Annotated in this window: 27 protein-coding genes; 20 read left to right on the forward strand and 7 right to left on the reverse strand. The window is 67.1% G+C overall.

Annotation, left to right across the window (positions count from 1 at the left end):
- Positions 1-60: 60 nt before the first annotated feature.
- The 5 genes from D3877_RS08375 (at position 61) to D3877_RS08395 (ending at position 4,353) form a co-directional block, all read left to right on the forward strand.
- The gene (locus D3877_RS08375; RefSeq protein WP_119830178.1) at positions 61-570 is read left to right on the forward strand and encodes a DUF2840 domain-containing protein; all 510 of its coding nucleotides are present in this window, start codon (positions 61-63) and stop codon (positions 568-570) included.
- Positions 567-1,109 carry a S26 family signal peptidase gene (locus D3877_RS08380; protein WP_119830179.1) on the forward strand — a complete coding sequence of 181 codons (543 nt, stop codon included), beginning with the start codon at positions 567-569 and terminating at the stop codon, positions 1,107-1,109. Before D3877_RS08375 ends, D3877_RS08380 begins: the two co-directional genes overlap by 4 nt.
- A gap of 70 nt (positions 1,110-1,179) precedes the next feature.
- Positions 1,180-1,515: a DUF736 domain-containing protein gene (locus D3877_RS08385; protein ID WP_119830180.1), complete on the forward strand. Its 336-nt coding sequence runs from the start codon at positions 1,180-1,182 to the stop codon at positions 1,513-1,515.
- A 4-nt stretch (positions 1,516-1,519) separates the two neighbouring features.
- Complete coding sequence (locus D3877_RS08390; protein WP_119830181.1) at positions 1,520-2,443, forward strand: lytic transglycosylase domain-containing protein; 924 nt, start codon at positions 1,520-1,522, stop codon at positions 2,441-2,443.
- A gap of 152 nt (positions 2,444-2,595) precedes the next feature.
- The gene (locus D3877_RS08395) at positions 2,596-4,353 is read left to right on the forward strand and encodes a relaxase/mobilization nuclease domain-containing protein (RefSeq protein WP_119830182.1); all 1,758 of its coding nucleotides are present in this window, start codon (positions 2,596-2,598) and stop codon (positions 4,351-4,353) included.
- A 3-nt stretch (positions 4,354-4,356) separates the two neighbouring features.
- Here D3877_RS08395 and D3877_RS08400 read toward each other — a convergent pair whose 3' ends face one another.
- Together D3877_RS08400 and D3877_RS08405 are read right to left on the reverse strand one after the other, a co-directional pair.
- Positions 4,357-4,956, reverse strand: a complete 600-nt coding sequence (locus D3877_RS08400) for an RES family NAD+ phosphorylase (protein WP_119830183.1) — start codon at positions 4,954-4,956, stop codon at positions 4,357-4,359.
- Between the two features lie 4 nt (positions 4,957-4,960).
- Positions 4,961-5,644: a hypothetical protein gene (locus D3877_RS08405; protein WP_238474787.1), complete on the reverse strand. Its 684-nt coding sequence runs from the start codon at positions 5,642-5,644 to the stop codon at positions 4,961-4,963.
- Between the two features lie 254 nt (positions 5,645-5,898).
- Here D3877_RS08405 and D3877_RS08410 point away from each other — a divergent pair, with 254 nt between their 5' ends.
- The 12 genes from D3877_RS08410 (at position 5,899) to D3877_RS08465 (ending at position 17,757) form a co-directional block, all read left to right on the forward strand.
- Complete coding sequence (locus D3877_RS08410) at positions 5,899-7,896, forward strand: conjugal transfer protein TraG (RefSeq protein WP_119830872.1); 1,998 nt, start codon at positions 5,899-5,901, stop codon at positions 7,894-7,896.
- Positions 7,897-7,910: 14 nt separating this feature from the next.
- On the forward strand, positions 7,911-8,357 hold the full coding sequence (locus D3877_RS08415; RefSeq protein WP_119830184.1) for a ribbon-helix-helix protein, CopG family: 447 nt from the start codon (positions 7,911-7,913) through the stop codon (positions 8,355-8,357).
- 193 nt (positions 8,358-8,550) lie between these two features.
- A complete protein-coding gene (trbB, locus tag D3877_RS08420) occupies positions 8,551-9,531 on the forward strand; it encodes a P-type conjugative transfer ATPase TrbB (RefSeq protein ID WP_119830873.1) in 981 nt (326 codons plus the stop codon).
- Complete coding sequence (locus D3877_RS08425; RefSeq protein ID WP_119830185.1) at positions 9,528-9,863, forward strand: TrbC/VirB2 family type IV secretion system protein; 336 nt, start codon at positions 9,528-9,530, stop codon at positions 9,861-9,863. The genes trbB and D3877_RS08425 overlap by 4 nt, the downstream gene beginning before the upstream one ends.
- Entirely contained in the window at positions 9,860-10,129 is a 270-nt protein-coding gene (locus D3877_RS08430) for a VirB3 family type IV secretion system protein (RefSeq protein ID WP_119830186.1), read from the forward strand. Before D3877_RS08425 ends, D3877_RS08430 begins: the two co-directional genes overlap by 4 nt.
- A gap of 3 nt (positions 10,130-10,132) precedes the next feature.
- Positions 10,133-12,553 (forward strand): conjugal transfer protein TrbE, encoded by a 2,421-nt coding sequence (gene trbE / locus D3877_RS08435; protein WP_119830187.1) that lies wholly within the window; start codon positions 10,133-10,135, stop codon positions 12,551-12,553.
- Positions 12,550-13,275, forward strand: coding sequence for a P-type conjugative transfer protein TrbJ (gene trbJ, locus D3877_RS08440; RefSeq protein ID WP_119830188.1), 726 nt, complete (start codon positions 12,550-12,552; stop codon positions 13,273-13,275). The genes trbE and trbJ overlap by 4 nt, the downstream gene beginning before the upstream one ends.
- 6 nt (positions 13,276-13,281) lie before the next feature.
- Positions 13,282-14,640, forward strand: coding sequence for a P-type conjugative transfer protein TrbL (gene trbL / locus D3877_RS08445; RefSeq protein WP_119830189.1), 1,359 nt, complete (start codon positions 13,282-13,284; stop codon positions 14,638-14,640).
- Entirely contained in the window at positions 14,640-15,329 is a 690-nt protein-coding gene (gene trbF, locus D3877_RS08450; RefSeq protein WP_119830190.1) for a conjugal transfer protein TrbF, read from the forward strand. The genes trbL and trbF overlap by 1 nt, the downstream gene beginning before the upstream one ends.
- On the forward strand, positions 15,326-16,318 hold the full coding sequence (gene trbG, locus D3877_RS08455; RefSeq protein ID WP_119830191.1) for a P-type conjugative transfer protein TrbG: 993 nt from the start codon (positions 15,326-15,328) through the stop codon (positions 16,316-16,318). The genes trbF and trbG overlap by 4 nt, the downstream gene beginning before the upstream one ends.
- Positions 16,315-17,502 (forward strand): TraB/TrbI/VirB10 family type IV secretion system protein, encoded by a 1,188-nt coding sequence (locus D3877_RS08460; protein ID WP_119830192.1) that lies wholly within the window; start codon positions 16,315-16,317, stop codon positions 17,500-17,502. Before trbG ends, D3877_RS08460 begins: the two co-directional genes overlap by 4 nt.
- A gap of 3 nt (positions 17,503-17,505) precedes the next feature.
- Positions 17,506-17,757: a DUF2274 domain-containing protein gene (locus D3877_RS08465; protein ID WP_119830193.1), complete on the forward strand. Its 252-nt coding sequence runs from the start codon at positions 17,506-17,508 to the stop codon at positions 17,755-17,757.
- Between the two features lie 9 nt (positions 17,758-17,766).
- Here D3877_RS08465 and D3877_RS08470 read toward each other — a convergent pair whose 3' ends face one another.
- Positions 17,767-18,822: a LysR family transcriptional regulator gene (locus D3877_RS08470; RefSeq protein WP_119830194.1), complete on the reverse strand. Its 1,056-nt coding sequence runs from the start codon at positions 18,820-18,822 to the stop codon at positions 17,767-17,769.
- 651 nt (positions 18,823-19,473) lie between these two features.
- On the opposite strand from D3877_RS08470, the gene D3877_RS08475 reads away from it, so the two are divergent.
- Positions 19,474-19,845 carry a hypothetical protein gene (locus D3877_RS08475; protein ID WP_199720723.1) on the forward strand — a complete coding sequence of 124 codons (372 nt, stop codon included), beginning with the start codon at positions 19,474-19,476 and terminating at the stop codon, positions 19,843-19,845.
- 47 nt (positions 19,846-19,892) lie between these two features.
- On the forward strand, positions 19,893-20,330 hold the full coding sequence (locus D3877_RS08480) for a hypothetical protein (protein WP_147395111.1): 438 nt from the start codon (positions 19,893-19,895) through the stop codon (positions 20,328-20,330).
- A 135-nt stretch (positions 20,331-20,465) separates the two neighbouring features.
- On the opposite strand, the gene D3877_RS08485 is transcribed toward D3877_RS08480, so the two are convergent.
- The 4 genes from D3877_RS08485 to D3877_RS08500 form a co-directional block, all read right to left on the reverse strand.
- The gene (locus D3877_RS08485) at positions 20,466-20,846 is read right to left on the reverse strand and encodes a ribbon-helix-helix domain-containing protein (protein WP_158599813.1); all 381 of its coding nucleotides are present in this window, start codon (positions 20,844-20,846) and stop codon (positions 20,466-20,468) included.
- An 84-nt stretch (positions 20,847-20,930) separates the two neighbouring features.
- Entirely contained in the window at positions 20,931-22,238 is a 1,308-nt protein-coding gene (locus D3877_RS08490) for an APC family permease (protein WP_119830197.1), read from the reverse strand.
- Positions 22,225-22,560, reverse strand: a complete 336-nt coding sequence (locus D3877_RS08495; RefSeq protein ID WP_119830198.1) for a Rieske 2Fe-2S domain-containing protein — start codon at positions 22,558-22,560, stop codon at positions 22,225-22,227. Before D3877_RS08495 ends, D3877_RS08490 begins: the two co-directional genes overlap by 14 nt.
- Positions 22,557-23,969: an iron-containing redox enzyme family protein gene (locus D3877_RS08500; RefSeq protein ID WP_119830199.1), complete on the reverse strand. Its 1,413-nt coding sequence runs from the start codon at positions 23,967-23,969 to the stop codon at positions 22,557-22,559. Before D3877_RS08500 ends, D3877_RS08495 begins: the two co-directional genes overlap by 4 nt.
- Before the next feature lie 158 nt (positions 23,970-24,127).
- Here D3877_RS08500 and D3877_RS08505 point away from each other — a divergent pair, with 158 nt between their 5' ends.
- Positions 24,128-24,553, forward strand: coding sequence for an Lrp/AsnC family transcriptional regulator (locus D3877_RS08505; protein ID WP_158599814.1), 426 nt, complete (start codon positions 24,128-24,130; stop codon positions 24,551-24,553).
- The last annotated feature ends 1 nt before the right edge of the window (position 24,554 follow it).

A 24,554-nucleotide genomic window follows, 5' to 3' on the forward strand; every position in this document is an offset into this window, starting at 1 on the left:
GACCAAGCGCGCGTTCACCACCCGCCTTAGCGACGCCGAACGCACGCCCGGAGATACGGCATGACCGGCCCAGCCCTCTCCCATCCGCAGAACGCGACCACGCCACTGGACCGTCTGACGCATGTCAACCTGATCTGGATCGAACAGCGGGTCGAACACTGGATCCGATTTGGCGACGAGGCCGAGGAACGGATCATCGACCGCCGCCGCCGCGTCCTGTCCTTCTCCCCAGACAGCGTCTTCGCCTTCGTCCGCTGGGTCGCCAACGAGCATGGCTCCGTCCTGTCCCGCGTCACCATCCTGCGCGCCGTCACGCCCGGACAGCCCTATCAGACCGTGCCCTCGGTGCGGCCCGGCGGCGAAATCCTGCTCGCCATCGGCGGCTGGCCGAAGGTCGAGCGGGTGTTGCAAGCGATCGACGCCATCGAAGCCATCGGCATCGATCCGACCGAGGTTTCCCCCGATCATTGGCGGCATCTCAACAACCGCCTGACCGCTGGTCAGGAGCCGCACCCCTACAGCCCCCTCCAGCACCGGGCCTTCCTCCTGCGCCGGAGGGCGGCGCCATGACCCGTTTCGGTTATGCCGTCACCACGTGTCTTTCCGTCCTCGCCATCGGCGGCCTGTCTCCGCTGTCGGTGACGCCCCGGCTGCTGTGGAACGCCACGGCCAGCGCGCCGGTCGGTCTCTACGCCTTGCGGCCGGACGCCGCTCCGGCGCTCGGCGATCTGGTCGCCGTCCAACCGACCGAGCCGCTGGCCTCTTTCCTCGACCAGGGCGGTTATCTGCCCCAGGGCGTGCCGCTGCTGAAGCGGGTGGCGGCGTTGCCGGGACAGACCGTCTGCCGCACCGGCGTCACCGTCACCATCGACGGAACCACCGCCGCCACGGCGCGGCGCCACGACCATCTCGGGCGTCCGCTGCCGACCTGGAGCGGCTGCCTGACGCTGCGGCCCGGCGACGTTTTCCTGCTCAACCGTCATCCCGACAGCCTCGATGGCCGCTATTTCGGGCCTGTCCCGGCGGCCACGCTGCTCGGTCGCGCGCAACCGCTGCTCACCGACGAGGCTGGAGACGGCGCCTTCCACGGACGGGCGGCGGCGCGCTGAACGCCGCCCCTGTGGCGTCCGCCCATCCCCACATCCCCCCGTCATCACTGTCGCATCAGGAGCACGCGTCATGTCCCAGATCGGTCACTTCACCCGCAGCCCATCCGGCTTCGACGGTCGTCTGCGCACGCTCACCCTCGACGTCTCCTTAGTCCTGGTTCCGGCGACGGCGTCGGACGCCGAGAATGCGCCCGACTACCGCGTCCATCTCGACACGGAAGACGGGCCGGAGGTTGGAGCGGGCTGGAAGCGCAGCAGCGAAAAGGCCGGACACTTCGTCTCGCTGCTGCTCGACGACCCGGCCTTCAGCCAGCCGATGCGCGCCAATCTGTTCCAGTCGCCCAACGACAAAACGCTCTGGACGCTGCACTGGAACCGTCCGTCCAAACGCGACGACCGGGGGTGACGTCATGCCATCGCCATCCCATCTCCTCACCGCCAAGCGGGCCGCCGTCAACCGTGCCGTGACGTGGTCGCGCACCGCCCGGCGCTCCCTCCCCTTTCTCCTGTCCGGCCTGACCTGCCTGCTCGGCCAGCCCGCCTTCGCCCAGGCGGGCGACGCCGCGCAAACGGCGTCCATGGCGCCGCTGGACCGCCATCCGCCGGACGATCCGGTGGCCGCCGCCATCGCCGAGGCGTCGCGACGGTTCGGTCTTCCCACCACCTGGATACGCGCCGTGATGCGGGTGGAAAGCGGCGGCGATCCGCGCGCCGTCTCGCCCACGGGGGCCATGGGCCTGATGCAGATCATGCCCGCCACTTGGGAGGAACTGCGCGTCCGCCATGCCCTGGGCGACGACCCGTTCGATCCGCGCGACAACATCCTGGGCGGGACCGGCTATCTGCGCGACCTGCTGGACCGCTACGGATCACCGGGCTTCCTCGCCGCCTACAACGCCGGTCCCGGACGTTACGAGGAGCGTCGCAGCGGACGTCCCTTGCCGGACGAGACGCGCGCCTATCTGGCGACGCTTGCCCCCCTGCTTGACGGTGCCGGGCAGCACAGCGCCGGACAGCCGGTCCTGGTGGGAACAGAAGGCGCGACGCATCCCCCGACCTGGACCGCCGCGCCGCTGTTCGTCGCGCTGACGGACCGCAGACCGACCGTCAATCCGGCGCGGTTTGGCCAACCGTCCAACGGCCTGCCGGCGGTCTCCGCCACGCGCGATCCGTCCGCCATCCCGCCGCAACCGGAGGGGCTGTTCGTCGTTCCGTCCCGTGCCGATCTGTCCGCAAGCCGTCCCCGCGCCCTGGCGAACCCTGGCGCGCCACCGGATGGGACGGACGGTCAGGCGGGAGGATCGGACGACCACGACCAACGGACGGCAAGATAAAAGCCGGTCGCCGCGATCATTTCAAGCCCTTGACAGGGCTTGCAATTTCGCGAGCCGGTCGGTCGGAGCAGGGCCGCTTCCGCCAAATTTCCCCATGATGTCAACGGCCCAACCGGCTCCCGGCGAGCAAACCGAAGCGAAAGCCGCCCCCGATGAGCAAAGACGATGGTGACTTCAATGTCCGCCCAGGGCGCAGCCGCTCCACCCGCTCGCCGCAAGCCAAGAGCTTTCTCAATCAGGTGCTGCGCGCCGCCAAAACGGCGGGGCATGTCTCCGGCCAGACGGGCGGCGGCAAAGGCTCCGCTGGGCGTTCGGGCTTCGGGCGCGGACGGATCCGCTTCAGCCGATCCCGCCTGTTCACCCCAACCCGGCGCGTCATCGTCAAGGCGCGCGTCGTTCGCCACCAGGGCAAAGCCTTCCGCTCGGCCCCGCTCACCGCGCATCTGTCCTATCTCAAGCGTGAGGGCGTCACCCGGGACGGCGAAAAGGGCTTGATGTTCGACGCCGGGTCGGAGCGCGCCGAGGACGCTGCCTTCGCCGAGCGCTGCCAGGACGACCGCCACCATTTCCGCTTCACCGTCTCGCCCGAAGACGCCGGCGAGATGGTCGACCTCAAGGCCTTCACCCGCGATCTGGCGCGGCAGATGGAGGCCGATCTGGGAACCACGCTGGATTGGGTCGCCGTCGACCACTGGAACACCGACAACCCGCATGTCCACCTGCTGGTGCGCGGCGTCGATGACACCGGGGCCGATCTGGTCATCGCCCGCGACTACATCAGCCACGGCCTGCGCTCGCGCGCCGAGGATCTGGTGTCGATTGAACTCGGCCCACGCCCCGAACACGCCATCCGCCACGCCCTGGAACGGGAGGTCGGCGCCGAACGCTGGACCCGCCTCGACGCCGAGATCCGCTTCGCCGCCGACGAGCTGGGCGGCATCGACCTGCGGCCCGACGCCTCCGGCGAATCCGATTCCGACATCCGCCGCCTGATGGTCGGTCGGCTTCAGCGCCTGGAACGGATGGGGCTGGCCGCGCAAAGCCGCCCCGGCGAATGGGTTGTGGCGCTGGAGGCCGAGCAAAAGCTCCGCGACCTCGGCCTGCGTGGCGACATCATCAAGACCATGCACCGCGCCTTCACCGGACGGGGCCAGGACCGTGGCGTCGCCGATTGCGCCATCGACTGGATCGGCGGCGACGCGCCGATCATCGGTCGGCTGGTGGACCGGGGGCTGCACGACGAACTGACCGGCGAAGCCTACGCCGTGATCGACGGCATCGACGGTCGCGCCCACCATGTCCGCTTCCCCAGCGTCGCGGCCTTCGCGCACGCCCCACCGCCGGGCGGCATTGTGGAGGTGCGCCGCTTCGGCGACCCGGAAGAGGAACGCCCCACCCTGGTCCTGGCCCACCGCTCCGATTTCGATCTGGACCGCCAGATCGCCGCGCCCGGCGCCACCTGGCTCGACCACCGTCTGGTCGAGCGCGCGGCGACGCCGCTGGCCATGGGCGGTTTCGGCGCCGAGACGCGCGCGGCGCTGGATGCCCGCGCCGAGCATCTGATCGCCGAGGGGTTGGCCCGGCGCCAAAAGGACCGGATCGTCTTCCAGCCCAACCTGCTGGCCACCCTGCGGCGACGAGACCTGGACGCGGCGGGCGCCGAACTGGCCGCCAAGACCGGACTCCCCCACCAGAGCGCCGACGCTGGCGACCCCGTTTCAGGCGTCTACCGCCAACGCCTGACTCTGTCGTCCGGGCGCTTCGCGATGATCGATACTGGACTGGGCTTCCAACTCGTCCCCTGGTCGCGCGCGATCGAAACCAAGCTCGGCCAGCGCGTCTCCGGCGTCGCCAAAGCCGGTGGCGGCATCGAATGGAGCATCGGGCGGAAACGCGACCTGGGACTTTGAGGCTCAGAGAATGGCGATGCGGCAGCGATCAAGAACCGGCGCCAGTTCGGGACAGGCGGACAGCTTGCGCCGTGACCCGGCGGCGAGCTTGAACAGAGCGCGGTCATAGACCGCGATGTTGTCATCGCCATTGAGCCGGGACGGATAGCGCAGCCCATCCGGCTTGGCCGAATGGTCATGCAGGACGCGGCTGATCCGTTGGCCCTGGCGATGGGATCGCGCCCGCACGGCGTCGGTGGGAATGCCCATGGCGACCGGATGGCCCGCCCGCAAATCGACCAGATCGAGAGGGGCCTGCACCGTGATCGCGACATGGACATAAGCGTCGAGATCAGCGGCCGACACCATGAGCACACCGGGATTCATGTTCTTGGCGTCACGGACCAGCGTCTCCAGGAAGGCCGCCTCGAAGCTGCCTGCGACGTAATAGACGCCGAAGCGCGTTTTCAGACTCGTCCACGGATCGGAAAACCGGCTTGGCGCATAGCCGAAGCCCAGCGGATCGGGATGCCGGTCCTGAAAGATATGATGCCAGACGCTGCCCGGCGCGGCGGTCGTCGTGACCAGCCGCGCCGTGGAAAGGAAATGGGAAGACCGCGCCACGGTGTCAGGCGAACGCGCCGGCTGCGATGGCTTCCGCGACGGCCAGCACCTCGTCGGTCCGTCCGCGCTTCAGCGCATCAAGGGCGCGGCGACCGCCCAGCTCGGGATGGCTTTGCAACAGGAAGCGGTAAACGCCCCAGGGATCCTCCCCGAGGATGGAAAACAGGCGCGGCAGCCCCGGGAGAAGCTGTCGGTTCTCCAGCAGTTGCCAACTCGGGTAGCGGATGCCCCGTTTGGCGAAATCGACCCCCAGCACCTCATGGCGCTTGCGCTTCAGCCGAACCCCCTCGCTGGACATGCCCAGCCGTTCGGCCATGCCGTCGGTGTTCAGCATGCCCGGGTCGGTCAGCAACTCCTGTTTGACGGCGTCGCCGCGCGCGCGCGCGTCGCTGAGGGCGCGCTCCAGCGCTTGCTCGGGGGTTTCGTCGGCGGAGGGCCGCTCTTCCGAGACAAGGGTCGCCTGAACCGACGCGGCGCCGCCCTCGGCGACCCGTCTGGCATCGGCTCGGCTCAGACGGACCTTGGCCAGCCGGACGCCCGTGATCCCTTCGGTTTCCAGGACCTTGACCATCCGCCTCATCTCGCTGGCGGTCATGCTGCGCAGCGCGACCAGCACCATTCCCTCGACCTCGGTCGAGCGGGTTGGCGCCAGCGGATGGCGCGATGACTTCCGAACGGCTTGGGTCATGGACGCCTCCTGTTGTTGGCAATCTAGCCCATTTCGCCAAGTTCACCAAGTCTTCTCCAACCCAAGAGCCGGCAATGGCGGCATGCCCCGCCTCCGCTTGGCGCCCACCGCCGAACATCGCGTTGCGCAGCCCGTCCTCGTCCTTCTCCTGTATCTGCGCCCTCCTGCATCCGGTTCCACGACAGGCGACCGTCACGTCTTGAAATCACGGTTTCTTTCGGTCGATGTCATGGTCTGTCGTGATGGAGGCGATCATGTCCGCCACCAAGATCCTTTGGGGTCAGATCATCGCCGTCCTGCTGATCGTGCTGGCCGCCACCTGGGGCGCCACCGAATGGACGGCGTGGCGGCTCGGCTTTCAGCCTGAACTCGGTTCCCCCTGGTTCACCCTGCTCGGCTGGCCAGTCTATCACCCGCCGATCTTCTATTGGTGGTGGTACGCCTACGACGCCTACGCGCCCGATGTCTTCACCGAGGGGGGCTGCATCGCCGCTTCCGGCGGCATCCTGGCGGTCATCGTCGCGATCACCATGTCGGTCTGGCGGGCGCGTGAGATCAAAAAGGCCGAAACCTACGGCTCCGCCCGTTGGGCCGACCGGAAGGAGGTGAAAGCCGCCGGTCTTCTCGGCCGAGACGGTTTGGTTCTGGGAAGGCTGGAGCGCGCTTATCTGCGCCATGACGGGCCGGAGCATGTGCTGTGCTTCGCGCCCACACGCTCCGGCAAAGGCGTCGGCTTGGTGGTGCCCTCCCTGCTGACCTGGCCCGGCTCCGCCATCGTCCATGACATCAAGGGCGAGAATTGGCAGATCACCGCCGGTTTCCGCGCCCGCCACGGTCGGGTGCTGCTGTTCGATCCGACCAACCCGCGCTCCGCCGCCTACAACCCGTTGCTGGAGGTGCGGCGCGGCGCTGGGGAAGTCCGCGACGTGCAGAACGTCGCCGACGTCCTGGTCGATCCCGAGGGATCGCTCGACAAGCGGAACCACTGGGAGAAGACCAGCCATTCCCTGCTGGTCGGCGCCATCCTGCATGTCCTTTACGCCGAGGCGGACAAGACTCTGGCCGGTGTCGCCGCCTTCCTGTCCGACCCCAAACGCCCCATCGAGAAAACCCTGCGGGCGATGATGACCACCCGCCATCTCGGCGAAGCCGGGCCGCACCCGGTGGTCGCCTCGACGGCGCGGGAATTGCTCAACAAATCGGACAACGAACGCTCCGGCGTGCTGTCCACCGCCATGTCGTTCCTCGGCCTCTACCGTGACCCGGTGGTGGCCGACGTCACCCGGCGGTGCGACTGGCGGATCGCCGATCTGGTCGCTGACCGCGCCCCGGCCACCCTCTATCTGGTGGTGCCGCCGTCCGACATCAGCCGCACCAAGCCGCTGATCCGTCTGGTGCTCAACCAGATTGGCCGCCGTCTGACCGAAGACCTGCACGCCAAGGACCATCGCCACCGCCTGCTGATGATGCTGGACGAGTTCCCCGCCCTGGGCCGTCTCGATTTCTTCGAAAGCGCTCTGGCCTTCATGGCGGGCTACGGGATCAAGGCGTTCCTGATCGCCCAGTCGCTCAACCAGATCGAGCGGGCCTATGGCCCGAACAACGCGATCCTCGACAACTGCCACGTCCGGGTCAGCTTCGCCACCAACGACGAGCGCACCGCCAAGCGGGTCTCCGACGCGCTGGGCGCCGCCACCGAGATGAAGGCGATGAAGAACTACGCTGGCAGCCGCCTGTCGCCCTGGCTGGGCCATCTGATGGTGTCGCGCTCCGAAACCGCGCGGCCCTTGCTCACCCCCGGCGAGGTCATGCAATTGCCCCCCACCGACGAGATCGTCATGGTGGCCGGCGCTCCGCCGGTGCGGGCGAAGAAAGCCCGCTATTACGAAGACCGACGATTCGCCGAGCGCGTTCTGCCTCCGCCCGATCCCCGATCTTGCGGAGTCTCGTCACGGGGCGATGGTTGGTCGCCCCTGCCGCCGCGCAACCCCGATCCAGGCTTGTTGGCCGAAATCGAGAAAGCCGAGGAAGACGGCGCCAACGGCGGCCTGCGCCGCGAACCCGACCTTCCCGATCCTATCGACATCGCCGCGAAACCGCGTGACACAAAGCCCGTGAACGAGTTCGCCCTGGTCCAGGACGACGCCCCGGAAGACGCCGCCCGACAGCGCCAAGCCCTGCGCCGACGCATGCAAGGGGTGGTTCGCCAAGCCGCCCTCGATCCCGCCGATGATCTTGGCCCAACGATCTAGGACTGTGAGGCCCCATGCGCAGCCGACTGAACGTCTCTTTCCCCCCGGCCATGCTGCGCGAGATCGGCGAACTGGCCGACCGCCGCAAGCTCTCCCGCTCGGCCATCGTCGAGGCCGCCGTCGCCTCTTTCCTCTCCCCCGACGGCGCCGACCGGCGGGAGGCGGCCTTCACCCGCCGCCTCGACCGGCTGTCGCGTCAAGCCCAGCGGCTGGAACGCGATCTCGGCATCACCGCCGAAACCCTGGCGCTGTTCGTCCGCTTCTGGCTGACCGTCACCCCACCCTTGCCCGAGGACGCCCAGGCCAGCGCCCAGACCAAGGGCCGGGCGCGTTTCGAGAATTTCATTGAGACCTTGGGGCGGCGGCTCCAGAAGGGCCAAAGCTTCCTGCGGGAGATTCCCGAGGATGCTGACGGGTGGGGGTCGGAACTGAATGAGCAAGGGGGCGAGGGTGAAGCTTAACGTTCGTTCCTGGCTTCACCGTTGCCCACCCTCGCTCTCCCTCCACCGTCAGCAATTCCGCCAATCCCCTGTCTTTGCGCGCCAAAGCCCTACTACGCCCAAGCCCTTGTTGCGCCTGACTGAATCCTGGTTCTTCTAATCATCCTCGTCACCGATCCCACCCTCACGGGATCGGCCCAGACCGGGGATGATCATGACCCCTGCCGCCACCCAGTCCGAAGCCTTCGCCCGCAGCACCCGCATGCTGCGCACCGCGCTGGGATCAGCCATCGCGGCCTTCCTCGAAGACCCGGCGGTCGTCGAGGTGATGCTCAACCCCGACGGCAAGCTGTGGGTGGATCGGTTGACGGACGGGCTGGCCGACACCGGGGCCACCCTGCCGCCGACCGATGGCGAGCGCATCGTCCGGCTGGTGGCGCATCATGTCGGCGCCGAGGTTCACCCCGGCGCCCCCCGCGTCTCCGCCGAACTGCCAGAAAGTGGGGAGCGCTTCGAGGGACTGCTGCCGCCGGTGGTCGCGGCCCCCTGCTTCGCCATCCGCAAACCGGCGGTGGCGGTGTTCACCCTGGACGACTATGTCGCCACCGGCGTCATGACCGCCGGGCAGGCCGAAACCCTGCGCCGGGCGGTCGCCGCCCGCAAGAACATCCTGGTGGCGGGCGGCACATCGACCGGCAAGACCACCCTGACCAACGCGCTTCTGGCCGAAATCGCCAAGACCGCCGACCGGGTGGTGCTGATCGAGGACACCCGCGAGCTGCAATGCCGGTCGCCCAATCTGGTGGCGCTCAGGACCAAGGACGGCGTCGTTTCGTTGTCCGATCTGGTCCGTTCCGCCCTTCGTCTGCGCCCCGACCGCATCCCCATCGGCGAGGTGCGCGGGGCCGAGGCGCTCGACCTGTTGAAGGCCTGGGGCACCGGCCATCCCGGCGGCGTCGGCACCATCCATGCCGGGTCCGCCCTCGGCGCGTTGCGTCGTCTTGAGCAGCTCATTCAAGAGGCGGTGGTCGTCGTGCCCCGCGCCCTGATCGCCGACACCATCGACCTCATCGCCGTTCTGGCCGGTCGGGGACGGAACCGCCGCCTGGTCGAACTGGCCGAGGTCTCCGGTCTCGATCCCCTCACCGGCGACTACCGTGTCCTGTCCCTCACCGCCACCGGAGACTCCCCATGAGCCGATTCGCCCTGCGCGTCCGCCGCCATCTGGCGACCGCCGCCGCCGTCTCTTTTGTTGCCCTGGCCTGGACTCCCGCCGCCCACGCCTCGGGATCGTCGATGCCGTGGGAGACGCCGCTGCAACAGATCCTCGAATCCGTCCAGGGGCCGGTCGCCAAGATCATCTCGGTCATCATCATCACCGTCACCGGCCTGACGCTCGCCTTTGGCGACACGTCGGGCGGCTTTCGGCGGTTGATCCAAATCGTCTTCGGCCTGTCCATCGCCTTTGCCGCCTCCAGCTTCTTCCTGTCCTTCTTCTCCTTCAGCGGCGGGGCGCTGGTCCGATGACCGGCGCCGATCCCGTTCCCGGCTTCCACGTTCCGGTCCACCGAGCGCTGACCGAACCGATCCTGCTGGGCGGCGCGCCGCGCGCCGTGGCCATCGCCAACGGGACCCTGGCCGCCGCCATCGCGCTCGGCCTGCGGCTGTGGATCCCTGGCCTGATCCTCTGGGTCGTCGGGCACGCCGCCGCCGTCTGGGCGGCCAAACACGACCCGCAATTCGTCGAGGTGGCCCGCCGCCACCTCCGTCACCCGGCCCATCTCGGGGTGTAGGCGATGCTGAACCTCAGCGAATACCGCCATCGTCCGGCCAGTCTCGCCGATGTCCTGCCCTGGGCGGCGCTGGTGGCGCCGGGCGTGGTGCTCAACAAGGACGGCAGCTTTCAGCGCACCGCGCGCTTTCGCGGGCCGGACCTGGACAGCGCCACCCCGTCCGAACTGGTCGGCGTCACCGCCCGCCTCAACAACGCCCTGCGCCGCCTTGGCTCTGGTTGGGCCTTGTTCGTCGAGGCCGACCGCCGGACGGCGACGGACTACCCGGACAGCCGGTTCCCCGATCCCGCCTCGGCCCTGGTCGATCTGGAGCGGCGGGACGGTTTCGAGCAGGACGGGCTGCATTTCGAGAGCCGCTGTTTCCTCACCATCCTGTGGTTGCCGCCAAGCGACGAGGCCGGACGGGCTGAAGGCTGGCTCTTTGAGGGCAAAGCGGCGCGCGGCGTCGATCCGTGGGACTGGCTGCGCGGCTTCATCGACCGCACCGACCGGATGCTGCGCCTGATCGACGGTTTCGTGCCGGAGGTGGCCTGGCTCGACGACGGCGAAACCCTGACCCACCTGCATTCGACCATCTCCACCAAGACACAGCGTGTCCGGGCGCCGGAGATCCCGATGCATCTCGACGCGCTGCTGGCCGACCAGCCCTTGACCGGCGGGTTGGAACCCAGGCTCGGCGCCGCCCATCTGCGCACCCTGACGGTGACGGGTTTTCCCACCGCCACCCATCCGGGGATTCTCGACGACCTCAACCGGCTCGCCTTTCCCTACCGCTGGTCCACCCGCGCCATCCTGCTCGACAAGACCGAGGCGGCAGCGCTGTTGACCCGCATCCGCCGCCAATGGTTCGCCAAACGGAAATCCATCGCCGCCATCCTGAAGGAGGTGATGACCAACGAGGCCGCCGTCCTGGTCGATTCCGACGCCGCCAACAAGGCCGCCGACGCCGACGCGGCCTTGCAGGAGTTGGGCGCCGACGATGTCGGGCAGGCCTACGTCACCGCCACCGTGACGGTCTGGGACGAGGATTCCGGTCTCGCCGCCGAAAAGCTGCGGTTGGTCGAGAAGGTCATCCAGGGCCGCGACTTCACGTGCATGCCCGAATCCCTGAACGCGGTGGAGGCCTGGTTGGGATCGCTGCCCGGCCATGTCTACGCCAACGTCCGCCAGCCGCCGGTCAGCACCCTGAACCTCGCCCACATGATCCCGTTGTCGGCGGTGTGGGCTGGGCCGGAACGGGATGAGCATGCCCAAGCCCCGCCGCTGTTCTTCGCCAAGACGGAAGGTTCGACGCCGTTCCGCTTCGTCCTGCATGTCGGCGATGTCGGCCACACGCTGGTGGTCGGCCCGACCGGGGCCGGAAAGTCGGTGCTGCTGGCCTTGATGGCGTTGCAGTTCCGGCGTTACCCCGGATCGCAGGTCTTCGCCTTCGATTTCGGCGGGTCGATCCGCGCCGCCGCGCTTGGGATGGGCGGCGACTGGCATGATTTGGGCGGCGACGGCGGCGTCGCCCTCCAGCCGCTCGCCCGCATCGACGATCCGACCGAACGGGCGTGGGCCGCCGCGTGGGTGGCCGGGATTCTCAGCCGGGAAGGGGTGACGGTGGACGCCGCCGTCAAGGAGCGTCTGTGGTCGGCGCTGGGATCCCTGGCCTCCTCCCCAGAGCAAGAGCGCACCCTCACCGGCCTCGCCGTGCTGCTGCAATCCACCACCCTGAAACAGGCCCTTCAGCCCTATTGCGTCGGCGGCCCCTTCGGGCGGCTGCTCGACGCCGAAAGCGAACGGCTGGGCGACGCCGCCGTGCTGGCGTTCGAGACCGAAGGGCTGATCGGCGGCGGCGCGGCCCCCGCCGTGTTGACCCATCTGTTCCACCGCATCGAGGGGCGGCTCGACGGTCGCCCCACCCTGCTGATCATCGACGAGGGCTGGCTGGTCCTCGATGATCCCGCCTTCGCCCAGCAGCTCCGCGAATGGCTGAAGACGCTGCGCAAGAAGAACGCCAGCGTCGTCTTCGCCACCCAGTCGCTCTCCGACATCGCCGACAACCCCATCGCCCCGGCCATCGTCGAAAGCTGCCCGACCCGCGTCTTCCTGCCCAACGACCGCGCCATCGAGCCGCAAATCACCGCCATCTACCGCCGCTTCGGCCTCAACGACCGCCAAATCGCCATCATCGCCCGCGCGACGCCGAAGCGCGACTATTACGGACAATCGCGCCAGGGCAACCGGCTGTTCGAGCTGGGTCTGGGGCCGGTGGCCCTCGCCTTCTGCGCCGCCTCCGGCAAGGCCGACCACGCCGCCATCGAGCGGGTGATCGCCGAGCATGGGCGCGACGGTTTCGCCGCCGCCTGGCTGCGCGAGCGCCGCCTCGGCTGGGCCGCCGACCTCATCTCTGACCTGACCAATCTGGAGGCCGCGCCATGACCAAGCGCCGTTCCCATCCGTGCGTCCTGCTGCTGACCGCCGGACTGACGCTGTCGTCCGCCCAGGCCCTGACGGTCTTCGACCCGAGCAACTACGCCCAGAACGTCATCCAGGCCGCCCGCGCCCTGGAGCAGATCAACAACCAGATCACCTCCCTGACCAACGAGGCCCAGATGCTGGCCAATCAGGCCAGGAATCTGGAACGCCTGCCGACCTCGACGCTGTCCGGCCTGCTGACTTCGGTCCAGCGCACCCAGCGCCTGATCGCCCAGGCCCAGACCATCGCCTACGACGTCGAGCGGATCGAAACGGCGTTCTCCGGCCCCTACGGCCCCGCCGCTCCGTCTTCCTCCGACGCCGCCCTGATCGCCGACGCCCAGACCCGCTGGAAGACCTCCGTCGGCGCTTTCGAGGATTCCCTGAAGACCCAGGCCGTCGTGGTCGGCAACATCGACGACGCCACCGACGCCATGACCGCGCTGGTCTCAGCCAGCCAGTCGGCCAGCGGCGCGCTCCAGGCCGCCCAGGCCGGAAACCAGCTCCTCGCCCTGCAATCCCAGCAGCTCTCCGACCTGACCGCCCTGCTGGCGGCCAAGGCGCGCGCCGACGCTCTGGAACAGGCGCGGACCGCCAGCGCCGAATCCCAGGGCCAAGTCCAGTACCGGCGATTCTCCACCCGCAGCGGCTACGTCCCCCACGCCGTGACCATGTTCGGGGAGTGACCCGCGATGAACAACGTCGGCGTCATCGACCTCTTCCTCGCCACCTTCACCACCCACATCGACAGCGGCTTCGGTTTGCTGAAGGGGGAGATGGCCTCTCTGTCGTCGACGCTGATCGCTCTCGACATCACGCTGGCGGCGCTGTTCTGGGCCTGGGGCGCCGACGAGGACATCGTTCAACGCCTCGTCAGGAAAACCCTCTCCATCGGCTTCTTCGCCTATCTCATCAGCAACTTCAACGGCCTCGCCAAGCTGCTGTTCAACAGCTTCGCCGGTCTCGGCCTGCTGGCTGGCGGCTCCTCGATCGGCGCCGCCGAGTTTCTTCGGCCCGGCCGCCTCGCCCAGGTCGGGCTGGACGCCGCCCAGCCGCTGCTGGACGCGGCCAGCACCATGATGGGCGTCACCGCCTTTTTCGCCAACTTCGTCCAGATCGCCGTCTTGATGGTGTCCTGGCTGATCGTTCTGGTCGCCTTTTTCTTCCTCGCCGTCCAGCTCTTCGTCACCCTGATCGAATTCAAGCTGACCACGCTGGCCGGCTTCGTGCTGATCCCCTTCGCCCTGTTCGGCAAGACGGCGTTCCTCGCCGAGAAAGTGCTGGGCAACATCGTCGCCTCGGGCGTCAAGGTGATGGTGCTGGCGGTGATCGTCGGCATCGGAACCGGCCTGTTCGGCCAATTCACCGCGGGCTATGGCTCCAGCCAGCCGACCATCGAACAGGCGCTGTCCGTGGTTCTGGCCGCCCTGGCCATGCTGGGTTTGGGGATCTTCGGCCCCGGCATCGCCACCGGCCTGGTCTCCGGCGCGCCGCAGCTTGGGGCCGGGGCGGCTGTCGGCGCTGGCCTCGCCGTGGCCGGGGTCGCCGCCGGAGCCACCGCCACCGTCGCGGGAGGGGGAGCCGCCCTGGCTGGCGCCGGTCGCGCCACCGCCGCCGCCGCGCAAGGCGCCGCCCGAACGGTGGGCGCGGCCTCCAGCGCTTACGCTCTCGGGTCCGCCGGACAATCGGGCGTGGCCGGGGTGGCCTCCGGTCTGGCCGGGGTTGGCAAGGCCGCTGGACAGGCCGCCGCCGCTCCGATCAAACACGCGGTGAAGAGCGCCGCCGACAGCCTGAAAGAGCAGCATCAGGCGGGCGCCCGTTCCGCCGTCGCCACCACCGGCGGCGGTTCGACCATGGGCGCCGTCGCCGACGCTGACGGCGCCAACGCCACGTCCGCCCCCGACACGGCCACATCCCCGCCGGACTGGGCCAAACGCCTGCGACGCAGCCAGACCATGAGCCATGGCGCTTCCGCCGTCGCGCACGCCATCCGCTCCGGCGACAGCGGCGGCGGTGGTCATTCCGTCGATCTCTCCGAAAGGGACCGCTGATGACGCCCTTCCATCGCGCCTCGGCGCGCTACGGTCGCACCCCCGAACCTGAAACCCCCTACCAGAAGGCCGCCCAGGCCTGGGACGAGCGCATCGGCTCGGCCCGGGTCCAGGCCCGGAACTGGCGGCTGATGGCCTTCGGCTGCCTGTCGCTTGCCGCCGGGTTGGCCGGTGGGCTGATCTGGCAGTCCGCGCGCGGCAGCGTGGTTCCCTGGGTGGTCCAGGTCGACACGCTGGGGGAGGCTCAGGCGGTCGCTCCCGCCGAGGCCGATTACCACCCCACCGATCCGCAGATCGCCTGGCATCTGGCCCGTTTCATCGACGAGGTGCGCAGCATCCCGGCGGACCCCGTGATCGTCCGCCAGAACTGGCTGCGCGCCTATGATTTCACCAACGCCGCCGGCGCCGCCGCCTTGAACGAATACGCCCGCGCCGAGGACCCCTTCGCCAAGGTCGGCCGCCAGCAGATCGCCGTCGACGTCTCCAGCGTCATCCGCGCCTCCCCCACCAGCTTTCGCGTCGCCTGGACGCAGCGCCGCTATCAGGACGGGGCCTTGGCCGACACCACCCGCTGGTCGGCGATCCTGTCGGTGCTGATCCAACCCCCGCAAGACGCCGACCGGCTGCGCAAGAATCCGCTCGGCGTCTTTGTCACCGCCATCAACTGGTCGAAGGAGTTGGGACCATGATCCCTGTCCGCGCTGTCGGCTTGCCTGTCCTGCTGCTGCCCGGCCTGCTGCTCGCCGCGTGCGCCGGAACGGCGCCGCCGCCGGACATCCGTTACGACGACGCCACCCCAGCGGCAGCGATCCTGGATCCGCCGCCGCCCGTCACCCTGGTTCCAATCCCGGAACACCTGCCCTTGCCCGGCCAACTGAAGCGGGTTCCCAGCGGCGCAGCCCCACCGGAACCCGGAACCCCAGCCATCCGCGTCGAGCAGGCCAACGCCGCCGCCCGTGTTCAGCCGGTCCGCGACGGCTTCATCAACGCGATCCAGGTCTACCCCTATTCCAGCGGCGCCCTCTACCAAGTCTACGCCGCCCCCGGCCGGATCACCGACATCGCCTTGCAGGAGGGAGAGCGGTTGGCGGGGGCCGGGCCTGTCGCCGCCGGCGACACCGTGCGCTGGATCATCGGCGACACCGAGAGCGGCGCCGGGGCCGCGACAAGACTCCACATCCTGGTCAAGCCGACACGGCCCGACATCCAGACCAACCTCGTCATCAACACCGACCGCCGCACCTACCATCTGGAGCTGCGCGCCACCGCCGCCACCTACATGGCCTCGGTGTCCTGGCAGTATCCCGAGGATCAACTCATCGCCCTGCGCCGCCCGAACAAGGAGGCGGACGCCCGACAACCGATCGCGTCGGGCGTCGACATCGCCTCGCTCAATTTCCGCTACGTGATCGATGGCGACGACGCGCCATGGAAGCCGCTGCGCGCCTTCGACGACGGAGCGAAGGTCTACATCGAGTTCCCCTCCGGCGTCGCCCAGGGCGAGATGCCGCCCCTGTTCGTGGTCGGTCCGGCTGGCGGCCCGGAGCTGGTGAATTACCGGGTCCGGGGCCACCACATGATCGTCGACCGCCTGTTCGCTGCCGCCGAACTGCGCATGGGCGACGAAAACAGCCAGCGCCGCGTCCGCATCCGCCGCATTGATGGAAGGCGGCCATGACCACGCCAACCGCCGATCCGGCTCCCCCCGCGCCGCAAGCGCCGACGGCGGAACCAAACCTGCGCCTGCGCGCCGAACATCCCCGCGTGACCCGGCTGTCGCGCCGTGCGCTGGTCGTGCTGGGCGGGATCTCCGCCCTGGCGGTCGCCGCCACGCTGGGGTACGGCCTGCAAAGCCGAAAGAACGCCGGACCATCGCCGGACCTGCTGGGAGCGCAGGGCCGACCTGCGGCGGAAGGCTTGGCCGGGCTGCCGCAGGATTACGCCACCGTGCCGAGGTTGGGACCGGCCCTGCCCGGCGATCTCGGCAAGCCGATCCTGAACGCTCAGAACCAGGGCAAGCTGGTGAGCGTTCCAACGCAAGGCCTCTCCCCAATCGAGCAACGCCTGGCCCAAGAGACCGAGGCGGCCCGCGTCAGCCGCCTGTTCGCCCAGACCGGCCAGAGACGGGAAAACGCCGCCACCCCGCCACGAGCCGTCGACACGGAAACCGTCAAGACAAACGGCACGCCTCCCGTCGAGGCGGACATCTCCCAGACCATGCAGGACCGCAAGCTGGCTTTCGTCACTGGCGGCGTCGACCGCCGCGCCGTCGCGCCCGACCGCCTCGCCGATCCGGCGTCACCCTATGCGCTGCAAGCCGGGGCCGTCATTCCAGCCGCCCTGATCACCGGCATCCGCTCCGATCTGCCCGGCCCGATCATCGCCCAGGTGACCGAAGCGGTCTATGACAGCCCAACCGGTCGACATCTTTTGATTCCCCAAGGCGCGCGGCTGATCGGCCAATACGACAGCTCCGTGGACGTCGGCCAAAGCCGAATTCTGCTGGTGTGGACCCGCCTCATCCTGCCAAACGGCAAATCCATCGTGCTGGAGCGCCAGCCCGGCGCCGACCCGCAGGGCTATGCCGGGCTGGAGGACGGTGTCGATCACCATTGGGGGGCGCTGCTCAACGGCGCGTTGCTCTCCACCCTGCTGAGCGTTGGCGCCGAAGCCGGATCCTCCGGCCAGGACGACGCCATCGTCCGCGCCTTGCGCCAGGGGGCCTCCAACAGCGTCAGCCAGACCGGCCAACAGATCGTGCGGCGCCAGCTCAACATCCAACCGACCCTGACCATCCGACCGGGCTTCCCCGTTCGCGTCATCGTCACCCGCGATCTCGTTTTGGAACCCTATGGAGGCTGACCCATGGACAGGCTGAAGCTGACCGTCATCCCCGACGACAAGCCGGTGAAACTGACCATCGCGATGCCAGCGGCGGTGTTCCGCGACCTCGCCGCTTACGCCGAGGCGATCCGCCGGGAGGGCGGACAAGCGGCAGGGCCGGAACCGGCGACGCTGATCGTCCCGATGATCCAGCGCTTCATGGCGACAGACCGGGCGTTCGCCAAGGCCCGCCGCAAAAAGGTTGGCCCGCTCGATTCTCCGGGTGGGTCGTAGACCGCAACCTCAATCCATCGGGACATTGCGCAACAGGCAATCGACGCAGCGTTTCGACAGGATCCGGCCCAAGCGTTCCCTCAGCGAGGCATCCCGATCATGGCTTGCAGCACCCGCTTCAAGTATTTCATTTCCTTGGATTTCCAGGCGATCCATCCGGGCCACGCAGTCTGCGCAAGGTTTCGCCAGCACCCTGGCCAGACTGAGGAAACGCCGCAAGGCGGGATTGTCGTTCTCGGGCAGCCACACGGCATGAAAGAACAGGCTTTCACCACGGATCGGTCGGTACACCACCCCACGAAACGGCTCGGTCGCCCGCGCCTCGCCCACCACCGTCACATCCGCGCCGCCCGCCACCACATGCATCACCGTGTCCCGGTAAACCGCCAACAGAGCGACGTTCGCCTGGACGCCAAGACCCATGAGCCGCTTCGTCACAAACTGTTGAAGCTCCGGCCCTGGAGGCGTCGCGCTGAAGATCAGACGCCGCCCGTCGAGATCCCCCCATTCAACGCTCTCCCGGTGGCAAAGAGGATTGTTCGCCGCCATGGCGACGAAGACCCGCTCGCTCCATAAGCGAGCGCTGTCACACCCCTCGCCCTCAACGGCGTGAGCCAGAAAAGCGATGTCGAGCCGATTCTGGCGGATGGCGAGAATATGGTCGACCGTGCTCGCCTCGGCATAAACGGTTTCCACATCGGCATAAATCGCCCGATGGACATTGATCAGCATCGCCGGAAACGCGCAGGTCAGCGACGACAGCACCCCAATGCGCAGGATTCCCTCCCGCCCGGCACCCGCAACCTCGGCTTCGTGCAACGCCTCATTGAGGTCGGTCATCAACCGACTTGCCCGCTGGATGAATCTCTTTCCCGCGAAGGTGAGCTGCACACCATGGGAACGCCGATTGAACAGGGAGGCGCCGATCCTGTCCTCCAAATCACGGATGCAACGGCTCAGGGCCGAAACCTGGATTCCCAGGATCGCTGCCGCGCGGCGGAAGCTCCCTTGTTCCGCCGCCGCGATGGCGTACCGGAGATGGCGCAATTCGATCCCGCTGTCCATCGCCCCCTCTCGACAGAACGTTCACGCTGACGCTCCCTTTGGTAGCGATGGGAGAGCGCAGATTAACCCCCCCTCGATTATCGACAGAGTTTTCTCATGAGCTGCGACTGTTGGAGAGACTTGCCAATTGGCATAATAAAGTGGTTCCACCTCAGCCGTTGGGACAATTTTGATGAATCTGAACAGGTAGGTGTTGTTAAAATAGGCGGCGTTCACGAGTCTGAGAAAAATTTGTCAGACTACCTGGGCGGCATGGTGCCTTTCGAGGCGGTTCTCCGACAAAGGGAAACTCCAGTACGCACCACAGGAATGAACGGGACATTCGCCGCCGATCACGCCGCCGCCGAGCCATACGCCTACCGACCCTTCCGCCTTGCAGCGTGAAGGCCCCCCAGGTTTGCGACGGTCTCGTTGGAAGAAGCTATCGCTATTTTTAAACAATGGAGCTCTGCGAATCGGTCCGCCAGTCCAACGGGTCATCCCACAAACCAAGAGCTCCGGCTGATCCTTCTCCTATCAGCTCCGGCACCACAGGATATCCGTTCCGCTGCCGGATCCTCCATTTCCCAACCATTGTCGCCCGCTTCGCCAAACAGGGCCATGACACGTCGCCACCGGTAACGAGGTCGATGAAGGCGGAGTCAAAAGATTGTGCATGATATTGACCGTCTCTCCATTTGCGCGCAATTTTGGGAGCGTGGCAGAGGGGAAGCCGAGATGCGGGCGATTGGGTACAGTTTTCTAGCTGCGATTCTCGGGCTCGGGGTGGCGGGTGTGGCCGGTGCCCGAGATCTCTCGCTGTCTAACGACGACATCCGCTCCCGCATGATCGCGGAATCCATCAGGGGCTATGCCGGCAACTGCCCATGCCCCTTCAGCACCATGCGAAATGGACGGCGTTGCGGCGGCAACAGCGCCTACAGCCGACCGGGTGGCCAGAAACCGCTCTGCTTTGCGGACGATGTCTCCCCAGCGATGATCGAGCATTACCGCAAGACTCACGCCCAGCCAACCGCGGGCTGATCGGCATGTTGAACCCCTCACGAATCAGCCTCGGAATCGCTCTCGGGTTGCTCGCCACCCTGGCGATTACACCGGCGTCGGCGGACGGCATGCCGAACTGGATGCGGGACGCCGGTAACGGTCCGCATCCGTTTCGGGCCTTCCTAGTGCAGGAGAACGGCCAAATCGCCGCCACCGCCATCATCGGAGGCACGGCGTGGCCGCTGCGCTGGAAGCTCCGGGGGATTGAGACACCGAAGCCGGGTGGGCGGGCAGAATGCTCCGACGAACGTGAGCGCGCCGCCGCGATGGCGCGCGGCGTCCGCTTCCTGATCCAGTTCAAGTCGGCCTCGATCACCGACATTGCTCCGGACCACGAGCCCGGTGTGCTGGCAGGCCGTGTCCTCCTGGACGACGGTCGCGACCTTGGCGACCTGTTGGTCGGCTTCGGCTTCGCGCGCCGCGAAACTGTGGCCCCCTGGCAAGAGCCTTGGTGCGGCTGGTAGGGGGGCTTGTCCCCGTCTCTCACGATCATCGCCAACCGCCGCCTCTGGCCAGCAGCGTCGGCACCCCGCTGGCCCAATAGTTGGCGTGCCCCCGCGTTTCGCCAGCGGTGTCGGGAATGCGGATGGACCAAAACGTCATTCGGTCTTTACAGAACCGGCGGCCTCGCGGAAATAGCGCGTGATGAACAGCCGAACCGCGCCGCTGACTGTCAAACCCTTCGGACGCATTCGGGCGACCTCGGTGCACAGGCTGTCGATGCCACGTCCCTCCCGCTTGGAAATGTCCTTCAGCGCATCCCAGAGCGGATCCTGGAGACGAATCGAGGTGCGCCGACCGTCGATCTTTATACAGCGCCCTGGGGTGATATCGAAATCCTGGCGCACCTGTCCAAGCGCCGCCTCCATCATCGGCGACAGAGGCTTTCCGGCTGGGAGGGATAATTTGCTCTCCCGACCGCGCGTTTTCCGTCCAGCTCCTTCGCCATCGCCGGATGCGGTTGACATCTTTTCGTTCATGGTTCGACCCATTCGGTTGGCGAGAAGGCCGCTGGTTGGCGCCGTGGCGGTTTGTGACCGCCTCGGTGACGATCCAGCGCGCCGTCAGGTGCCGGTTGGAGTGTCGGCGCTGATAGATTGGGCGCGGCGGATGATCCCTTTCGCGAGATAGGGGATGCTGAACACGATCACCGCGTAGGCAAGCCCCCAGCCATATGCCTTGGCGAACACCAAGCATCCGACGACGGCCAAACCACCAAAAATCCGGCTTACGGCATCGCGCCCGAGAGCCACATAGACGGCGACACTGGCGAGATACAGCAGGAAGAAGTTCTGCCCCGCCGTCATCAGCAGCGTCTCCAGCGAGACGATACCCATGGCTTGCGCGATCAACACCACCCCGAACATCAGCGTTATCCCGCCGACCGCAGCCCGCGGTGTGCCACTTCCATTTACGGCGCCAAGACGGAGGGATGCCGGCGCCCACCCGCGACGGCCGATGTCGAACAGCAGGCGCGACGCCGCCCAACACGCCCCGTTCAGGTTCACCACGATGATGCCCGTCACCAGAACCGCGACGGCCGCACCCGGCGCACGGCCACCGGCCAAACTCTCCACCACCGCGAGGAATGGCGCACCCGCGAGCCTCGGGCTGTCGAGCGGCACCAGGGCCTGCACCGCCGCCGAAATGCCGAGGTAAAGCCCGGTCACGATCAGGAAGCTGAGGATCACGGCGATCGGAAAGTCGCGCTTGGGGTTCTTGAATTCCTCGGCCGTGAAGGCCAACATCTCCCAACCCGTGAAGGCGAAGAAAGCCAGAGCCGCACCGCTCCACACACCAGACAGCGAGGGCGAGCCCGCGCCGAAGTTGATCGCTTCCCAACGCGGCGCCGCTCCCAAAGCCACCAAAACCAGACAGCCGACCAGCACCATGACCACGATGTCCTGGAGCCGGCCAGCGACCTTCGCGCCAGCCCAGGTGGCGAGGAGGCCTGTGGCGAGAAGGAGCGCGCCCACTGCGGCGGTCAGCATCGGCGCGGTGACGGAGTCGATCCCGAAACCCTGGACGATGTAGGTGGCCCCGGTCAGCGCGATGGCCGGGATGCCCAGCGCAAAGGTGCCCAGCAGCAGGTAGGAGGTGCCGATGGCCGCCCCAGGGAAGGCCTCCGCCACGAAACCCGACACGCCGCCAGCGGACGGAAAACGCCGGCCCAGACTGGCGAAGACCACCAGGAGCGGGGCGACGATCACCGCGTCCAGGCACCACGACCAGAGCGCCCACCCTCCAGCCTGCTGGTAGACCAGCCCGGGAAGCGCCAGCATCCCGGCGCCGACGACGATGCCGATTGCCAGCGTCACCGCGCCGAAAAGGCCGATGGTCGGTCGCAGGGCGTTCGAATTAGGAGCGCTCATTGGCGATGATCCTCTCGTGATGGTAGGGAGCCAGAACAGCGTCGTCGGGGAGGTCGAACACGGCGGTCACACGGTCGCCGATCATCACGGCGGGAACGCTTTGCTTTTCGAGGGTCGCTCGCGGGAAGGTCGTCTCGTGCCACGGACACTTGACCGACCCGGTCTTATGGTTGCCGGCGCCCAGGAACAGCGGACCACCGCGGTGCGGACATTTGCCACCGCACAGCAACGGCTTGTGCCCCTCATGGGCGAGCAGGAAGTAGTGGACTTCGCCCGCCAGCACGCCGTTGTGCTGCGTCCGATCAAATTCAACGACTCTCATGCCACCAGCCCCAGGCCGGCGGCTTTGCGGATGCGGTAGGTGCAGGTGTCGGACAGCACCCTGGTGCCGTGCAGACGACCGCCGGGGATGACGATGGCTTGTCCCGCCACGAGTTCGATCGAATGCCGTGGGCCGACGGTGAACTCGACGGCGCCTTCGGTGATCTCGAACAACTCAGGCTCGTCGTGGATGTGCGGCACCGAGATTTCACCCTTCGGCTCGGTGAACGTCAGAATGTTCGGGCCAGTCCAGACGTCTGGATGCGCGGCGCAGTAATCGCCGGCCATGGGCGCCTTGAACAGCCGGTCGGCGAAGGTGAGTTGCTCGATCAGGTCCCGGTCGGCGAGCGTCTGCAGCAGTTTGAACTCCTCGAAGCCACGCACGATGTCCGGCAGAATCCACTCCCCGCACCGCTCGACCAGCGGTACGATGACGCGTTCCATCGCCATGCGTCCGTGGTGGACGTCGATTTGCTGGTGCTCGTCAAAATAGCGGGTGTCCACGTCGTCGCCGAAGATATGACGCAGCATTTCGGACTGCTGACGATTTGCCTCGGCAAGCGTCGCCTCGGTGTAGAGCAGCGCGCCGACATAGCGACCGATATGCTTGTGATTGCGCGAGACGAGGTGAAAGTAGTTCACCAGCGCCAGCGACGAGGGCAGGAAATATTGCCAGTAGGCGTGCGCCCGATGATCGAGGCCACGGCTCTTCAATGTGGTTTCGAAGATCGTGGAGTGCTTCGACGCCGGCACCCCATAGCCGTATTCGTCGATCAGAATCGTGAACAGCCCTGATTGCGCCGGTCCGTAGTTGCCCAGGACGTTGCGCGCCATGGCCGACGCCTCTGTGATGAAATCGGACGCCAGTTGCACCAGGAACTCATCAGCGAGCGCCGCCGGATTGCGCGCGTTGAGAATGGCGCGTACGACCGCGCTCTCACCGATGTTGGCCTGGGCCAAGGCGTGTTCCGCGTATGCGCGGAACGTCCCCAGGCTCCAGTTGCCGGTGATGTCGATTTCGGCGTCGAGAAAGCCGAACAACTGGCGCTCCAGGCCCGGACGCATCTGTTCGCCGAGACATTTCAGATCGTCGTCATAGAAGCTCGCGAACGCGTCGCGCCGGTGCCGGTCCATGGTTTCCGGCAGGAACAGCAATTCCGCCTCATAGACCGTGGTGAGCAGACGCTGCCCGAACAGGGCCGCGTTGCAGGCGACCCGCGACCGGTCGAGCTTGGCCGTCAAGTCAATGGTCGGGGCGTCCTGCGGGCGGAGCGGCCGGTGGAACGGGTTGTCGTCGCTGTGAAACGACAGCGGCTGGCCGAACAGGGGGTGGGCGGAAAACGAAGCCGCCAGACCATTCAGATCGGTGTACGGATCCGAATTGCGTCGGCGGACGGCATGACCAGACATCGCGGACTATCCTCGTCTTGGTGGTGGTGACGAGGACAGTACAAATCTGATCGTCCAGTTTGACCGATCAATGCGTCCAGCGGTAACGTCATTTCGTCGGGATGACGCATACAAAGGGGTGCAAATTGGTGGTTAAACATCCTTTAGACGTGGATGCAATGGATGAGCTGATTCTGTGCCATCTGGAGGCGGACGGTCGGCAATCCGTCCAGGAATTGGCCCGCAAGGCCCAGCTTTCCCGCAGCGCGGTCTACGCCCGAATGCAACGTCTGATCAGTACCGGGGTGATTGCCGGGTTCACGATCCGCCGTGGCGGCGCGATGCTGAAACCAATTGTATCAGCTTATATGTTTCTCTACCTGACAGGACCCATCTGCGAAAAGGTCGCGAAGGATGTCGAGAAGATTCCGCAGGTTAAACTCAGCCAGTCCATTGGTGGAGAGATCGACATGATCTTGACCGTGGAGACAGGAAGTCTTGAGGAATTGAACGATGTCCGAAACCAGATCGAAATCATCAAGGGTGTGCTCAGGGTTCATACGAGCGTCATTCTCAAGGAGCGCTTCAATCGGCTCCGGCGCTGAT

The organism is Azospirillum cavernae (assembly GCF_003590795.1).
Lineage (GTDB): Bacteria > Pseudomonadota > Alphaproteobacteria > Azospirillales > Azospirillaceae > Azospirillum > Azospirillum cavernae.

Coding starts and splice junctions, on each gene's coding strand:
- D3877_RS08395 (WP_119830182.1), top strand. CDS start 2,596: ATGAGCAAAGACGATGGTGACTTCAATGTCCGCCCAGGGCGCAGCCGC.
- D3877_RS08460 (WP_119830192.1), top strand. CDS start 16,315: ATGACCACGCCAACCGCCGATCCGGCTCCCCCCGCGCCGCAAGCGCCG.
- trbE (WP_119830187.1), top strand. CDS start 10,133: ATGCTGAACCTCAGCGAATACCGCCATCGTCCGGCCAGTCTCGCCGAT.
- D3877_RS08500 (WP_119830199.1), bottom strand. CDS start 23,969: ATGTCTGGTCATGCCGTCCGCCGACGCAATTCGGATCCGTACACCGAT.
- trbG (WP_119830191.1), top strand. CDS start 15,326: ATGATCCCTGTCCGCGCTGTCGGCTTGCCTGTCCTGCTGCTGCCCGGC.
- D3877_RS08430 (WP_119830186.1), top strand. CDS start 9,860: ATGACCGGCGCCGATCCCGTTCCCGGCTTCCACGTTCCGGTCCACCGA.
- D3877_RS08410 (WP_119830872.1), top strand. CDS start 5,899: ATGTCCGCCACCAAGATCCTTTGGGGTCAGATCATCGCCGTCCTGCTG.
- D3877_RS08470 (WP_119830194.1), bottom strand. CDS start 18,822: ATGGACAGCGGGATCGAATTGCGCCATCTCCGGTACGCCATCGCGGCG.
- D3877_RS08505 (WP_158599814.1), top strand. CDS start 24,128: ATGGATGAGCTGATTCTGTGCCATCTGGAGGCGGACGGTCGGCAATCC.
- D3877_RS08415 (WP_119830184.1), top strand. CDS start 7,911: ATGCGCAGCCGACTGAACGTCTCTTTCCCCCCGGCCATGCTGCGCGAG.
- D3877_RS08485 (WP_158599813.1), bottom strand. CDS start 20,846: ATGAACGAAAAGATGTCAACCGCATCCGGCGATGGCGAAGGAGCTGGA.
- D3877_RS08405 (WP_238474787.1), bottom strand. CDS start 5,644: ATGACCCAAGCCGTTCGGAAGTCATCGCGCCATCCGCTGGCGCCAACC.
- D3877_RS08385 (WP_119830180.1), top strand. CDS start 1,180: ATGTCCCAGATCGGTCACTTCACCCGCAGCCCATCCGGCTTCGACGGT.
- D3877_RS08380 (WP_119830179.1), top strand. CDS start 567: ATGACCCGTTTCGGTTATGCCGTCACCACGTGTCTTTCCGTCCTCGCC.
- trbB (WP_119830873.1), top strand. CDS start 8,551: ATGACCCCTGCCGCCACCCAGTCCGAAGCCTTCGCCCGCAGCACCCGC.
- D3877_RS08490 (WP_119830197.1), bottom strand. CDS start 22,238: ATGAGCGCTCCTAATTCGAACGCCCTGCGACCGACCATCGGCCTTTTC.
- D3877_RS08465 (WP_119830193.1), top strand. CDS start 17,506: ATGGACAGGCTGAAGCTGACCGTCATCCCCGACGACAAGCCGGTGAAA.
- D3877_RS08495 (WP_119830198.1), bottom strand. CDS start 22,560: ATGAGAGTCGTTGAATTTGATCGGACGCAGCACAACGGCGTGCTGGCG.
- D3877_RS08375 (WP_119830178.1), top strand. CDS start 61: ATGACCGGCCCAGCCCTCTCCCATCCGCAGAACGCGACCACGCCACTG.
- trbF (WP_119830190.1), top strand. CDS start 14,640: ATGACGCCCTTCCATCGCGCCTCGGCGCGCTACGGTCGCACCCCCGAA.
- D3877_RS08390 (WP_119830181.1), top strand. CDS start 1,520: ATGCCATCGCCATCCCATCTCCTCACCGCCAAGCGGGCCGCCGTCAAC.
- trbL (WP_119830189.1), top strand. CDS start 13,282: ATGAACAACGTCGGCGTCATCGACCTCTTCCTCGCCACCTTCACCACC.
- D3877_RS08425 (WP_119830185.1), top strand. CDS start 9,528: ATGAGCCGATTCGCCCTGCGCGTCCGCCGCCATCTGGCGACCGCCGCC.
- trbJ (WP_119830188.1), top strand. CDS start 12,550: ATGACCAAGCGCCGTTCCCATCCGTGCGTCCTGCTGCTGACCGCCGGA.